This window comes from uncultured Phenylobacterium sp. (assembly GCF_902826855.1).
GTDB lineage: Bacteria > Pseudomonadota > Alphaproteobacteria > Caulobacterales > Caulobacteraceae > Phenylobacterium.
Window position 1 is genome coordinate 1 of sequence record NZ_CADEGK010000125.1, and the last position, 13,841, is coordinate 13,841.

Consider the following 13,841-nt stretch of genomic DNA (forward strand, 5'->3'; position numbering starts at 1 on the left):
GCCAGGGCGGTTCAGCAACAGGCGCGCGCCGCTGCACAGGCCGCCCGCCAGGCTGCGGCCCGCGAAAAGCCTGCGCGCCCCGTCCAAGCCGCCGGACCGCCGGCGGCCGAGGCTCACGACAAGCCGCATGGCGGCGGCAAACCCGACGACAAAGGCAAGCGCGGAGGCGAGGGCAAGCGCGGCGGCGAGGGCCAGGGCAAGAAGGACTAGCCGGGCCGCGCCGCCCCCTCGCGCGTCCGGTCGCCGATTGCGGTCCGGATCAGGCTGAGCCAGTCTGCGGGTACGGGGGGCGGATGGCGAGCTACCGGGAACGGCTGACGCGGGACCTCGACGGCTGGATCGCCGGCGGACTCGTGCCAGCGGAAAGCCGCGAGACCATTCTGGACTCGGTGGGCGAGGCCCGGCGGCTGGACGCCGCGACGGCCCTGGCGGTGATCGGTGGCCTCCTGGCCGGGATCGCGGTCATAGCCTTCGTCGCGGCCAACTGGTCAGGGATCCCGCGGATCGCGCGCTTCGCGATGATCCTGGCCGCGTTCCTGGCGACCGCGGGCGCCGCGGCGTGGGCGGCCGGGCGGGAGCGGCCTGTCGCAAGCCAGGTGCTGCTCTGCGTGGCGGCCATGGTCTTCGCCGCCGCGATCGGCCTCACCGGCCAGATTTTCGATATCGCCGGATCGCCGCAGGCCGCGCTGGGGGGCGCGGGTCTCGGAGCCGGGTTGCTGGCGCTGGCCGCTGGGTCGCCCTGGACCGCCGCGGTGTCGTTGGTCTTCCTCGCGGCAGGGGATATCGCCGCCGGCCGCGTGTTCGACAACGCCCCCAGCTGGCCTGGCTGGACGGCCTATGCAGCGCCGCTGGGCGCCTGGCTGGCCCTCCGCTGGTCGTCCCAGCCCCTGGCGCACGTCGCCGCCCCGGCGGTGGGCATCGGCGCGGTCAGCGTGGCGATGCTGCTGCCGACCATGCCGGAGGCCGTGCCCTGGCTGTTCACGGTCTTCTTCATCCTGCTCGCGGCCGGCGCCCGCTGGCTGTGGCAGAGGTCGCAGGCTCCGGCCGGCATCCTCTACGGATGGTGGGCCTGGGGCGCGATGCTCGCGTTCGCGGCCGTGGGGTCGGGCAGGCTGCTGACCGGCGCGGGGCATAGCATCGCCTGCCTGGCGCTGTCGGCGGGCGTGGTGGCGCTTGGGCGGCACGATCGCCATCGTGGCGTCACGGCGCTCGGGGTCCTGGCGCTGATCGCCAGCGCGGCCCGCCTGCTGTTCGACCTGGGGGTCGGCCTGCTGACCTCGGCGGCGATCTTCGGCGCGAGCGCGCTCGTTGCCCTGGTGGTCTCGGCGGTGATGCAACGGCGGCGGAGGGCGGCATGAGGTTCGAGGCGCCGCTTCGGATCACGGCGGTGGCGGCCGTCCTGGCGCTCGCGCTGACGGGCCTCGTCGTGCGCGAGGGAACAGCCCGTGCGCGCGGCCAGGAGGTCGCGCTGGCGATCACCGGCTACGATCCGCGCGAACTGCTGACGGGGCACTACATCCGCTTCCAGATCGTGCACGAAGCGCCGCCCGGGACGGCCTGTCCGCCCGGTGCGGACCAGTCGTGGCCACGGGGCAAGACGACCTGGGTCGCCCTGCGGCGCGAGGGGACGCGCCATGCGCCCGCCGGTGTCGCAGAGCGCCGGTCCGAAGCCGCCAAGCTGGGGGAGGTGACGGTGCGTGGGCGGCTGACTTGTGTCGCGCCGGTCGTGTCGCCGCCGGACGCCGGGGCGGCGCAGGCCGAGCCAACGCGCACGACCCTGGACCTGGGGGTCGACCGGCTTCACATCGACCAGGCGCAGGCCGAGGCGATGGAACGCGATCTGCTGCGGCGCGCCGAGGCCCACGCGGTGTTCTCGGTGGCGTCGGATGGAACGCCGCGGCTCAAGGGCCTGATCGTGAACGGCAGGCGGGTCGATCTCGATTGGTTCTGAGCCCTATTCCGCCAGGTCGACCGCCTCGACCTTGCCGCCGTCCCGTTCCGTCCTGCGGGCGCCGGCCAGGATGCCCGGCAGGGCGTAGTTGCCTTCGTGGCAGGCGTATTCGTAGACCGGGCCCCGTGAGGCGTTCATCGCCATCTGGGCGCGCCAGGGCCGGGTGAACACCTTGGGGTCGTCGACGCTGAATTCGTAGAGGATCTGGTCCTTGGCGATCCGCGTGAACCGCTCGGTCACCTTGGCGTCGGGCGACAGGAAGATGGTGGCGTTGAAGTAGGGGCGCAGGCTGTCGCCGGGATTGAAGCCCGTGGTCTCCACCACCAGGGTGTCGCCCTCCCACCGGCCGATGCTTTCGCCCATCCACGGGCGCAGGCCGGAGCGGGTCTTATCGGCAAGGCGGATGACGCGGGCGTCGTGGTTCATCTCCACTACGATGACGACGGCGTCGCGGGTCTGCTGGAACTGGTAGTTGTTGTTGTAGAGCACATTCAGCATCGGCGGGCCGGCGGTTGAGCCGTAGCCGATGATGCAGCGCTCTCCCGTCGGGCGGCCTTCCGGGCCGTCGAAGTTGGTGCGGACCTCGTTCAGGCTGGTCTCGAGCAGTCTCCGGCCCTCGGGGCTGTAGGGCAGTTTGCCGTCGGCCGGATCCACCAGCCAGGAGGTGCGGATCTCACCCGCGATGCGGCCCATCCGCGTGCCCGAGTCGATCCACGACTGGTTGTAACCGCCGGGGTCGTTGGCGCTGGGCGGGGGCGGGGCGTTGGGGTCGGACGGGCGGTTGGCGGCCTCGACGCCGCGGGCGCGCATCTGCTCGATGCGCGAAGCTTCGCTCTCCGGGATGGTCAGCGTCTTGAACTGCGCCGAGCGCTCCAGGCTGGTCAGGGAAGAGTTCGTCCAGACCCCTTCCAGGTCGGGCTGGCCGAAGGCGTTCCGGGGCGCCTTGTAGCTTGCGGGGGACGCGGCGATGGCGGCGGCGGCGAGCAGGGCTAGGAGGGGCATCGGGCTCAGGCCTTCTTGTCGGATAGGGCGGCGTAGACGGCCTCGGCGGAGATGCTGCGGACCGGCGGGGTTCCGGCGCCGGGGATGAAGCCGTTCAGGTTCTGGATCATGCCCACGAAGACGATATCGTTGGTCGGGTCGATCCAGAACCAGGTGCCGAAGGCGCCGCCCCACCAGAAGGTGTCCCGGCCATGCGGCGCGCCGGCCTCGGCGGGGCGTTCGTAGACGGCGAAGTCCAGGCCGAAGCCCATGCCCTTTTCCACCCGGCCGAGGAGGTCGAATCCGACCCCGGGCTGGAGCACCGACTTGCGCATCAGCTTAACGGTGTCGGGCTTGAGGAGGCGGGCGCCGTCAAGCTGGCCGCCCTGGAGCAGCGCCTGGCAGAAGCGGAAGTAGTCCGGGGCGGTGGAGGCAAGGCCGCCGGAGCCAGACAGGAAGCGCGGCTTGGACGATTGAATCCACCTCTCGGCGGCCGGGACGATCTTGCCCTGCGCGTAGGTGTGGAGGCGGACCAGCCGCGCGTCCTTGGACGGGTCTACCCAGAACTGGGTGTCGGGCATCTTCAGCGGGTCGAAGATGTGCTTCTGGCAGTAGTCCGCCAGGTCCATTCCCGACAGCTTCTCAACCACATAGCCCTGGATATCCACGCAAGGGCCATAAGCCCAGTCCGTGCCCGGCTGGCTGACCAGCGGCAGCTTGGCCAGCTTGTCGATCATCCCCTGGAGGTCGCTCTCGCGCAGGTTGGCGGCGTTGTAGACCGCGCTCACGCCGAAGCCGGCGGTGTGGCTCATCAACTGGGCCATGGTCATCGGCTGGGCCTGGTCGACCAGCGCTCCGTCGGCCGCCTTCACCTTCAGCCCGGCGAACTCGGGGATGAACTTCGCAACCGGATCGGTCAGCTTCCACTTCCCACGCTCGTACAGCTGCATCATCGCCACGCCCACGACCGGCTTGGTCATGGAGGCGATCCAGAAGATCGAGTCGGCCGTCATGGGCGCGGGGCCGGACACGTCCTGCTTGCCGTAGGCGTCCAGGCTCACGACCTTGCCGTGGCGGGCGAGCAGGGTGACCACGCCGGCGAGCTTCTGGCTGTCGACCAGCGCGTGCATCCTGGCGTTGACGTCGGCCACGCCGGCGGCCGTGAAGCCGGCCGAGGCCGGCGGCTGCACGGCGAGCCTGGCCCAGGCCGGCAGACCCGCGAACGTCGCGCCTGCGATTCCCGAGAGCAGCAGCGTACGGCGGTCGAGCATCTCATCCTCCCCACGCGGGTCCGTTCGGACTCTCGCGCCAGCATCCACCTCAGGGCGAAGTTCGGCCAGCCGTTTTGCAGGGATGTTTCGCTGGCCCCCGCTGGCGTAGGTTCAGCGCCGACGGTACGGCGGGGGGAGTCGCGCGTGGCAGGGACGGTGACGGTGGCGGGGACGCCCGCGAAGACACCGCTTTGGGCGCAACTCTACGTCCAGGTGCTGGCCGCGATCCTGGTCGGCGGGCTGATCGGGCACTTCTATCCGGCCACCGGCGAGGCGATGAAGCCGCTGGGCGACGCCTTCATCAAGCTGGTGAAGATGATCATCGCCCCGGTGATCTTCCTGACCATCGTCACCGGCATCGCCGGCATGCGCGACCTGGGCAAGGTGGGGGGCGTGGCGCTGAAGGCGTTCGCCTACTTCTTCACCGTGTCGTCCTTCGCCCTGGTGGTGGGGCTGATCGTCGCCAATGTGGTGCAGCCGGGCGCGGCGATGGACGTCGACCCGGCCACGCTCGACGCCGCGGCGGTGCAGGGTTACGCCGCCAAGTCGCACGACCTGAGCGTCGTGGGGTTCCTGATGGAGGTGATCCCGTCGTCGGTGGCGGGCGCTTTCGTCGACGGCAACATCCTGCAGGTGCTGTTCTTCGCGATTCCCTTCGGCATCGCGCTGGCGATGATCGGCGAGCGTGGCGAGCCCGCGCTGGCGGTGTTGAACGCGCTGGCCGAGGCGTTCTTCAAGCTGGTCGGAATCTTCATGCGGGCCGCCCCGATCGGGGCCCTGGGGGCCTTCGCCTTCACCATCGGCAAGTACGGGATCGATTCCGTGCTCAGCCTGCTGGCCCTGGTGGGGACGTTCTACGCCACCTCGGCGCTGTTCGTGGTGGTGGTGCTGGGGATAATCGCGCGGCTCACGGGCTTCTCGATCTTCAAGCTGTTGCGCTACCTGAAGGAAGAACTGTGGCTGGTGCTTGGCACGTCCTCGTCGGAGGCGGCGCTGCCCAGCCTGATGCAGAAGCTGGAGCGGGCCGGCGCGGCGAAGGCTGTGGTCGGGCTGGTGGTGCCCACCGGCTATTCCTTCAACCTGGACGGCACCAACATCTACATGACGCTAGCGGCGCTGTTCATCGCCCAGGCGCTGGGCATCGAGCTCACGCTGGGCGAGCAACTCCTGCTGCTGGCGGTCGCCATGCTGAGCTCAAAGGGTGCGGCCGGCGTGACGGGCGCCGGATTCATCACCCTGGCCGCCACGCTGACGGTCGTGCCCAGCGTGCCGCTGGCCGGCATGGCGCTGATCCTCGGCGTCGACCGGTTCATGAGCGAGTGCCGGGCGCTGACCAACTTCATCGGCAATGCCGTGGCGACACTGGTGGTTTCGCACTGGGAGGGCGCGCTGGATCGCAGCAAGCTGGCTGCGGCGCTCGACGGGGAGCCGCCGCCGGTGCTGGCGCCCCCGATAGAGGCGGACGCGGACTAGCTGGCGCGGCTGAACGCGGCGGGGGCGGTGGCGGCGGTGAGGCGGCGGATCGAGGCCATCAGGCCGGAGACCAGGATCGGCTTGGCGACGAAGTCGTTGAAGCCCAGCGCGATGTACTCCGCGGGCCGTCGCGAATAGACATCGGCGGTCAGCGCGATGACCGGGATCCGCGCCTGTGGTGTCGTCGAGGCGCGAAGCTCGGCGATCACCTCGACGCCGGTCATGCCGGGCATGTGGATGTCGAGCAGCACGATGTCGAAGGGTTCGACGGAAAGGCGGTCGAGGGCGTCGCGGCCGCAGCAGGCCGCGACCGCCTGGTGGCCAAAGGCGCCCAGGATCTCCTGCACCACGCGCAGGTTCATCGGATCGTCGTCGACGTGCAGGACCTTCAGCGGCCTGCCGTCCAAGCCCGGGTTGTGCGACACGGGTTGGCTCCAGCGGGAGGCGCCGGGGGAATGCGCCCTAGGATCCGCAAAGTGAGCCGCGGGATTTAAGGTAACGGAAACAGAAATGCTGAATCCGGCTTAACCGGAGCGATTCGCACGACTGCAGCGGCGAGGCGCAGAGGGCCGTCTGGAGACGTCGAACCTTCCATGCCGGATCGCCGGGAGGCTGCGAGACGGAGACCGGTCAGAGCAGGCCGGCAAGCACCAGGAGGAGGCCCAGGGCGGAGGCGGCGAGCGCCGCCGTCTCGGTCAGCCGTGACCAGCGTATGACGTATCGGGTCTGCATAGCGGCTTCCAGGATAGGGCTCGCCACCCGGATCCCCGACGCCTCAGGGGGGAGGGGTAAGGCGCCGGCCGAGCCCGGGCTGGGGCGGCCGCGGGTGTCGGATCCAGGTGGCGAGGTCTCGGTGTCCAGTTCTGATGTGTTTAGTAAATACTGGATTATCGCTCGTCAAGCCCCTAGGCGCGGCCTTGCAGCGTCGCGTCTCAGCCCGCTACGGTCGCCAACGGCTCGCCGTCAGCAGGGATAGCGCCGCTCGATCCGCACGTGGCGACCGATGTAGGGGTCCCAGACGCGTTCGCGGCTGATGCAGATGCGCTCCGTGCGCTCGTAGCCGCCGCGGCCATAGTAGTCGCCGGCGTAGCCGTCGTAGCGCGGGTCGTAGGCGTAACCGTTCGAGTAGTAGCCCGACGAGTAACCGCGTGAGCCGCGGCTTCCGCCGTTGGACAGCGCGGCGCCCAGAGCCAGACCGGCGATGCCGGCCGCAGCGGCCACAGCGACGTCGTTCGAGCCGCCGCGGTGGTGATGGCTGTAGTGACCGCGGCGATAGTCGCGCGCCTCAGCCGGCGCGGCGGTGGCGGCGACAGCGCCGCCGAAGGTGATCACGGCCAGGGCGGTGGTGAGGAACTTGCGCATGTCGCCTCCTGAGGATGTCGCCGAATTAGCCGAGCGTCGCCTGAACCGCCGCTGAACAAGCGCGACGGTCAGGAAAGATCAACGTTCTGCGGTTAACGTGATGGCAGGACCCTCTGCGCCAATATGACACCCGGGTTGGGGGTGGTTTGTCGTATGGCCGGGCAGACGATCAGCGAGGGGCTCGACGCACAGGCGCGCGACAACGTGCGCAATTGGCCCATTCGGATGGCGATCTCTGTCGTCGGCGCGCTCGGCTTCGGAGCCGCTTTCGGCTGGGGCGCGGGCGCGATCCTTTTCGCCTGCATGATCGTCGCGGACGCCCTGGCCTACTTCGTCAGTCGGCCGGATACGATCGCCGATGCGCGCGGGCGTACGGCCTTGCGGTTGGCCAGTACGGTCCTGACCAGCGTCTTGTGGACCATCAGCGCGGTCATCTACTGGCGCGTCGGAGGCTTCGCGGGCCAGGTGGTGGCGCTTGTGCAGCTTTGCTCGCTGTTGATCATCGCCCAGAACCTCTCGTTCAAGTCCTGGATCTCCTCACTGGCCTTTGGGGCGGTGCCGGCCGTTGCACTGGTGACGCTTCCGGCGGTGATGGGGGGCTTCGAGGGGGCGCAATTGTTCAACGTGGCGCTCAGCGTCGCCCTGGCGCTGGCCTATCTGGCCAACGACACGCGGGAGAACGTGATCCACGCGCGCACGCTGCACGAGACGCAGGCGGCGCTTGAGGCGCAGACGGCACGCGCGGAGGCCGCGAACGCGGCTAAGTCGGCGTTCCTGGCGCTGATCAGCCATGAGCTGCGCACGCCTATGAACGGTGTCCTGGGCATGGCGCGGGCCCTGAACGAGGGGAGGCTGGGCGTACGCCAGCGGGGGCAGGTCGACATGCTGGTCAAATCGGGCGAGGGGCTGATGACCATCCTCAACGACCTCCTCGACCTGTCGAAGATCGAGGCCGGGAAACTTGAGCTGGAGGCCGCGCCCTTCGACCTGCACGAGGTGGCCGCGGAGACGGTGCGACTGTGGATGCAGGCGGCGAAGGACAAGGGCATCGACCTGGCGCTGGAGGTCGCGCCAACGGTCCCGCGCTACGTGACAGGCGACCCGACGCGGCTGCGGCAGATCCTGACCAACCTGGTCTCCAACGCCTTGAAGTTCACCCCGGACGGCTCCGTGCGCCTGTCCCTCAGCGGTGTGTGCACCGTGGGAGACGTCGCGACCGTCGCGTTCGCGGTGAAGGACACCGGCATCGGCATGACCCCTGAGCAGAAGGCGCGGGTGTTCGAACCTTTCGCCCAGGCCGAGGCGGCCACCGCGCGGCAGTACGGCGGCACCGGGCTGGGACTGTCGATCTGCCGGCAATTCGCCACCCTGATGGGTGGCGAGATCACCGCCGAGAGCGCGCCGGGCGTGGGTTCGACCTTCCGCTTCACCCTCGCCCTGCCCCTGGCCGAGGCGCCCGCGGCCGATGCTGCGCTGGACGGCGTGTTCGACCTGAATGGCCTGCGCGTGCTGGTGGCCGACGACAACGCGATCAACCAAGCGGTGGCCCAATCCATTGTCGAAGCGCTCGGAGGCCAGGTCACCGCCGCGGACGACGGGGCGGCGGCGCTGGAGGCGCTTCGGGCGGGCAGCTTCGACGTCGTGCTGATGGACGTGCACATGCCGCGGATGGGCGGAATCGAGGCCATCGGCCGGATTCGCGCCGGCGAGGCGGGGCCCCGCGACCAGCCGGTCGTCGCCCTGACGGCAGACGCAATGCCGGGCGTCGACGCCGACCTGTTGGCCCACGGCTTCGACGCCTCCGCCACCAAGCCGATCCTGCCCCAGGCGCTGATCGAAGCCATCGTGACCGCCACCAGGCGCCAAACTGCGGCGGGCGCGAAGGCGGCTGCATAGCCTGGGCAGAGACGGCTGAGGCGCGTCCGCGCGGCGGCGTGCAGGGTTAGGGCAGAGGTAACGTCATGACGCGTACGCTTCGCGCAGCGACCTAGACTGCTTTGAGCGATACAGGTTCTGGTCTCTCGCCACCATTTGGCCGCCTCATGCGTTTGAGCTAGCGTTGCCGGGCCTTGCGGTGCGGGGGTCGAGAGACGAGATGGGGATGACGAGGCAGGACGAATTCATGAGCGCGAACGACAAGGTGCTGGCGGCCGCCGCCGAAGGGCTGAAGCGCAATCCGCTGCCCATCGTACTGATCGGCATGGGCGCGGTGTGGCTTGCCGCCGAGCAGGCGCGGTCCAGACCCGCCCCCAAGCCGGCTGGCTACTTCGATATCTACGAGGGCTTCGACCCTGACGAGGGTTCGCGCGAGCGGCTGGCGGCGAGGCTGGGCGTCGCGCGGGCCAAGCTTTCCGGCGCCGTCGACGCCGCGCGCGGGCGGGCCTCCGCCCTGGCCCGCTCGATCCGCGCGTCGAGCTATCACCGCTCGATTCGCAAAAGACTGGGCGCAGCGGTGGAGGTGGAGACTGCCGCGGCGGTCGGCGTCGGGATCGTCATTGGCCTGGCGCTTGGCATCGGCCTGTCGGCGGACCGCAAGGCGCGCTAGCACGTCCGCGGCCGCACCTCGCGCGAAGCGCGTCTGCCCCGCTGAAGGGAGGGCTCCTTTCCCGCGGTAGCGCGCGCAGGAAAGGAGCGGCCCGCTAGCGACTACTTTTTCGTCTGGAGTTCGCGCACCTTGTCCAGGTGGCCCTGCACCTTGGGGATGGCGCCGGAAGCCACGGCCTTCAGGCCTGCATCATCCCCGCCATCGGCATAGCCCTTGAGCAGGGTGAGCGTCTCGTTGTGAGCGGCTTCCTGCTGGCTCAGGTAGACGTTGTCGAAGTCTGCAGCGCCCGCGGCGTTCAGGTTGTCGATCATGCCCTTGCGACGCTCGTCGAGTTCGACCGGGATGGCCTTGCCGGAAGCTTTCAGGGCGGGTTCGGCTTCCTTTCCCATGGCGCCGTGGTCGGCGATCATCATCTTGCCGAAGGCCTTTACGCCGGCTGCCTGACCCTTCTTCGCCGCGATCTCGCCAGCTGCGATCTCGTACATGTTGCCGGTCACCAGGCCGGTGACGAAGGCGTCGGTCGAATTGGTGGCGGCTGCCGTGGCGGCCGAGGCTGCGCCCACGGCGGCCCCGGTGGCGTCCTGAGTTGCGTTCACGGCGGTGTTGGTCGTGCCTGGGTCGGCGGGGTTCGGCTCGGTGGCCTGCTTCTGGCACGCCGCCATCGACAGGGCGGCCACGGCGGCGGCGGCGAACAGCAGGTTGGGCTTCATCTTGGCTCTCCCGAGTTTTGGTCGCCCTGCAACACGCGCCCGGAAGCTTGGTTCCCGCTATGATCGCAGGATCGTGATCGCCGGTGGGGTCAGGTGAAGGCGACGGGCCGGCAGATCCAGCGCCACCCGGAACGGCTGCAACAACCCAGCGCCGATCAGCCCGGAGGCGGCCGGCGCGTTGGTGGCAGGGGTGAAGATCTGCACGGGCACGTCGCGAAGCGTGAGGCCGCCCATTCGCACGATCCGGGCGCGGACCGTACGCTCCGGGTTGAGCCCGCTCAGGCTGACCGAGAGGCCGCGAGAGACCGGACGTCCGGGCGCGGTCAGGCCCGCTCGGCGCGCGGCGGCTTCGGAGAGCGCCAGGAAGCCGGTGGCGCCGGTGTCGACCAACAGGTCCATGGGTGCGGCGGCTTCGATGTGGACAGTGGCGGCCGGGGCTCCGCCGGCGAGAGGCACGGTGATGGCGTCGTGGGCGGGGCGATGGATGCCCGGCTGAAGGAAGCGGGCCCGACGCAGGGGGAAGTCGACCTCGACGACCAGGCGGGAGAGGACATCGCGGCCAATCAGCAGGTGGAAGTCGCGCCCGCTGGCGGCAGCGATGCCGGCAAGGTCGAGGACCGCGGCGCGCAGGCGCGGGACCGCCAGACCCGGCGCGCTCAGGTTCAGGCGGACCGTGTGGGTCAGGCTCGGGCCGCCGCTGACGCCGTAGGCCAGGAGCGGGGCGGCCAGGATTCGCTGTAGGCGGAGCCGCTCGGCGAGGCCTGCATCGACGGCGGAGATCTGGGCCCCGGAATCGACCACTGCGCGGATCGGGGCGCCGTTCACGGAGACGGTGATCTCCACCAGGCCGGGACGCTGCGGCAGGCGCTGCCAGGGGGTGTCGCGGCCATTGGCGATGCGCACGTCCAGCGGTGGCCAGGGGAGGCGGTCGCGCACCGCGAACAGCGCCGCCCCGCCTGCCGCCGCCAGCACGGCCCGGGAGATGAAGGCTCGGCGCGAGACCGTCACTGGGTCTGCAGTTCCGCGGCCCCCGCGTCCCAGGCGCCGTCGAGCCAGCCCACGATCTCGCGCGCGGCAGGGTGGTCGAAACCGGTGAAGCGCTGGCGCAGCCGTGCCTTTCTCTCGGCGTCCATGCCGTCGAGACCTGCGTCCTCCAGCGATAGGAGGCTGCCCGTGACCGCCTCGGCCAGATCCGGGCCTAGCACCGCCTCGGCCGCACGCCGGAAGGCGGCGTTGTACTCGTAGTCCGTCCCCGTCCTGTAGCTCTCGGCCAGGGTGAGCGCGGGGATGCGGGACAGCACCGCCTGGGAGGCGGTGTTGACGGCGTGGCCGGCGATGTGCGGGCCGATGGCGGCGGGGCGGCCGGTGAAGGCCCTCAGGTGCAGGTGGCGGCTCATGCGCGGCCCGTCGTTGACCGGGTAATTGTCCCAGAGGAACGGCTTGCGGCCCATCTCCTCGGCCACCCGCGCCAGGTGTCCGGGGGAGAACTCGCGCGCGCAGACCTCCTCGCCCGTCCACATCAGCTGGATCGCGGGGTCCAAGCCCCGGCCGAGGTCGGCTAGGTAGCCCGCCGGACGTTGACCGAACACGCGGTCGAGGACCGGGTCATCGGTGTAGTAGCTGGGGCAGACGATGAGTCGCCGGGCGGCGGTTCGCGCCGCAATCCAGTCGACGATCTCGACCTGGCGGGCCGCCAGCTCCGGCAGGTCGCCCTTCATGTCGTCGAAGAAGACGCCGAGGTCGACGAGGCCCAGGCTGTCCAGCTGGGCGAGCTTGGCGGCGAGGGCCGCTTTCGCGGGCGCGTCGAAGCCCAGGAACAGCTCGTAGGGGCTGAGGCCCACGCCGAAACGAACGCCCGCGGCGCCGCAATGGTCTGCAAAGGCGGCCAGCTTGGCGAGCTCGGCGTCCGGATAGGGCTCGCGCCAGTCGCGGCGGAGATGGGCGTCCGCCTTGGGCGCATAGAGGTAGAAGCCGTAGCCGGCCGGCGCGAGCGCGGTGACCATGTCCGCCCGCTCGTCCCAACTGTAGGGGCGACCGAAGAACCCCTCGATGATGCCGAGTTCAGGAGTCATTGTCGCTCAATAGCCGAGGCGGCGGCGATAGCGGTGTGATTTGTGAGGGGTGCGGCTTGTCGGCGCTACCGGCCGGCCGCCGCCTTGCTTTCAGCCAGTCGGCGCAGGTTGTCCTCGTGGCCGGCACGCGTGAGCCTGTAGGTCGACATCACCGCGATCATCGCCAGCCAGAGCGCCAGGATGGTGGGCGCGTAGTAGGCCCCAAGGCGCAGAAGGGTTTCGTTGGACACCTCGCCCTGGACCGCGCCCTTGGGAAACTCGGCCGCAGCGAGCACGAAGCTCGCGGTAATCACCCCCAGGCCCTGGACGGTCATCCGAACGAAGGTGATCGCCGAGAAGAACAGGCCTTCCGAACGCCGTCCCGTCTTCAGCTCCGCCTGTTCGACGAGGTCCGCGAGCATGGACGACGACAGGATCTGGAAGCAGATGATCAGGCCGACGTCGATCATCGTCGTGGTGAGCACGAACCAGAAGATCATGGGGTCGTCGTTGCCAGGCAGGATGCCGGCCACCCGCAACAGGATCGGCAGGGGTGACCCAAGGAAAGCGATCAGCCCGATGATGATCGCCCCACGCTTCTTGCCGATGGTGCGGGTCACGATTGGCGCGAGGCTCGAGCCGATGATGGCCGACACGAAGACGCTCATGGTGACCCAGCCGGTCTGCTGCGGCGTGAATCCCCAGAAGTAGGTGGTGAAGTAGAAGGCGAGCGCCGCCGAAAGCCCCGTGGCGATAGCTCCCAGCAGGGCGGCCGCGAACAGCGAAACGAAGGAGCGGTTGGAGATCGTCTCGAGTATCTCCCGGAAGACCGCCGCCGGGGTGAGGATCCGCTTGGGCGGCGCAGGTTTCAGGTGGACGATGCGCGAGTGGGTGCCGAGGGCCGACACCATGATGCCCAAGAAGATGAGCCCCGAGGCGATGATGCCGTAGAGTTCGTAGGCGTCGCGGTTGAACTGACCGTTGGTTATCGTGGCGGTGGTGAAGGCGGGGAACAGGAACATGAACATCAGGACCGACATGGTGTTGCCGCCGGTCCAGCCGAAATAGTAGCGCCAGCTCAACAGCGAGCTGCGCTGGTCGTAGTCGTCGGTGAGCTCCGCCGCGAGCGCCGACGAGGGCGTCTCGTAGAAGTTGATGAAGGTGCGAATAAAGATCGAAAGCCCCAGGACGTAGAGAAACAGCGACTGTTCGGGCCAGCCGATCGGCGGGTTCCACAGCAGGAAGTAGCTGGCCGCGACGGGGACGGCCGCGGCGTACATGAACGGGTGTCGCCGCCCCCATCGGGAGCGCAGATTGTCCGACCAATAGCCGATGATCGGGTCGGTGATGGCGTCGAAAATCAGGGCCGTGGTGATGGCCAAGCCCACCAGTCGGGCGTCGAGGCCGATCACCTGGCTGTAGAAGATCAGCAGGAAGTAGTTGACCTGCATTCCCCAAGTGGCGTGGCGTTTGAGGTGAAGATCGCCTGTATCCGAG

At 69.3% G+C, this 13,841-nt stretch carries 14 protein-coding genes; 6 read left to right on the forward strand and 8 right to left on the reverse strand.

The genetic code is table 11. From position 1 onward, the window contains the following. From QZV94_RS16325 to QZV94_RS16335, 3 genes are all read left to right on the forward strand, one after another. Positions 1-210 (forward strand): hypothetical protein (locus QZV94_RS16325; protein WP_293679053.1); only part of this gene is annotated, 210 nt, incomplete at its 5' end. Positions 211-293: 83 nt separating this feature from the next. After that, complete coding sequence (locus QZV94_RS16330; RefSeq protein ID WP_293679055.1) at positions 294-1,358, forward strand: DUF2157 domain-containing protein; 1,065 nt, start codon at positions 294-296, stop codon at positions 1,356-1,358. After that, positions 1,355-1,951 (forward strand): GDYXXLXY domain-containing protein, encoded by a 597-nt coding sequence (locus QZV94_RS16335; protein ID WP_293679057.1) that lies wholly within the window; start codon positions 1,355-1,357, stop codon positions 1,949-1,951. The genes QZV94_RS16330 and QZV94_RS16335 overlap by 4 nt, the downstream gene beginning before the upstream one ends. Positions 1,952-1,954: 3 nt before the next feature. Here the strand turns inward: QZV94_RS16335 and QZV94_RS16340 are convergent, their stop codons facing one another. Both QZV94_RS16340 and QZV94_RS16345 read right to left on the reverse strand, forming a co-directional pair. After that, on the reverse strand, positions 1,955-2,953 hold the full coding sequence (locus QZV94_RS16340; RefSeq protein WP_293679059.1) for a hypothetical protein: 999 nt from the start codon (positions 2,951-2,953) through the stop codon (positions 1,955-1,957). 5 nt (positions 2,954-2,958) lie between these two features. Beyond that, on the reverse strand, positions 2,959-4,203 hold the full coding sequence (locus QZV94_RS16345; protein ID WP_293679061.1) for a serine hydrolase: 1,245 nt from the start codon (positions 4,201-4,203) through the stop codon (positions 2,959-2,961). Positions 4,204-4,347: 144 nt separating this feature from the next. On the opposite strand from QZV94_RS16345, the gene QZV94_RS16350 reads away from it, so the two are divergent. Continuing rightward, a complete protein-coding gene (locus QZV94_RS16350) occupies positions 4,348-5,676 on the forward strand; it encodes a dicarboxylate/amino acid:cation symporter (protein ID WP_293679063.1) in 1,329 nt (442 codons plus the stop codon). On the opposite strand, the gene QZV94_RS16355 is transcribed toward QZV94_RS16350, so the two are convergent. Both QZV94_RS16355 and QZV94_RS16360 read right to left on the reverse strand, forming a co-directional pair. Beyond that, a complete protein-coding gene (locus QZV94_RS16355) occupies positions 5,673-6,101 on the reverse strand; it encodes a response regulator (protein WP_293679065.1) in 429 nt (142 codons plus the stop codon). The genes QZV94_RS16350 and QZV94_RS16355 overlap by 4 nt on opposite strands. A gap of 538 nt (positions 6,102-6,639) precedes the next feature. Further along, complete coding sequence (locus QZV94_RS16360; RefSeq protein ID WP_293679067.1) at positions 6,640-7,038, reverse strand: hypothetical protein; 399 nt, start codon at positions 7,036-7,038, stop codon at positions 6,640-6,642. 153 nt (positions 7,039-7,191) lie between these two features. Here QZV94_RS16360 and QZV94_RS16365 point away from each other — a divergent pair, with 153 nt between their 5' ends. Both QZV94_RS16365 and QZV94_RS16370 read left to right on the forward strand, forming a co-directional pair. After that, complete coding sequence (locus QZV94_RS16365) at positions 7,192-8,934, forward strand: ATP-binding protein (protein ID WP_293679069.1); 1,743 nt, start codon at positions 7,192-7,194, stop codon at positions 8,932-8,934. A gap of 226 nt (positions 8,935-9,160) precedes the next feature. Then, positions 9,161-9,583, forward strand: coding sequence for a hypothetical protein (locus tag QZV94_RS16370; protein WP_293679071.1), 423 nt, complete (start codon positions 9,161-9,163; stop codon positions 9,581-9,583). A 101-nt stretch (positions 9,584-9,684) separates the two neighbouring features. On the opposite strand, the gene QZV94_RS16375 is transcribed toward QZV94_RS16370, so the two are convergent. The 4 genes from QZV94_RS16375 to QZV94_RS16390 all read right to left on the reverse strand — a co-directional run. Continuing rightward, the gene (locus QZV94_RS16375) at positions 9,685-10,293 is read right to left on the reverse strand and encodes a DUF4142 domain-containing protein (RefSeq protein WP_293679073.1); all 609 of its coding nucleotides are present in this window, start codon (positions 10,291-10,293) and stop codon (positions 9,685-9,687) included. A gap of 57 nt (positions 10,294-10,350) precedes the next feature. Beyond that, positions 10,351-11,301 carry an aspartyl protease family protein gene (locus QZV94_RS16380; RefSeq protein WP_293679075.1) on the reverse strand — a complete coding sequence of 317 codons (951 nt, stop codon included), beginning with the start codon at positions 11,299-11,301 and terminating at the stop codon, positions 10,351-10,353. Next, positions 11,298-12,365 (reverse strand): beta-N-acetylglucosaminidase domain-containing protein, encoded by a 1,068-nt coding sequence (locus tag QZV94_RS16385; protein ID WP_293679077.1) that lies wholly within the window; start codon positions 12,363-12,365, stop codon positions 11,298-11,300. The genes QZV94_RS16380 and QZV94_RS16385 overlap by 4 nt, the downstream gene beginning before the upstream one ends. A 65-nt stretch (positions 12,366-12,430) precedes the next feature. After that, positions 12,431-13,841 (reverse strand): MFS transporter (locus QZV94_RS16390; protein WP_293679079.1); only part of this gene is annotated, 1,411 nt, incomplete at its 5' end.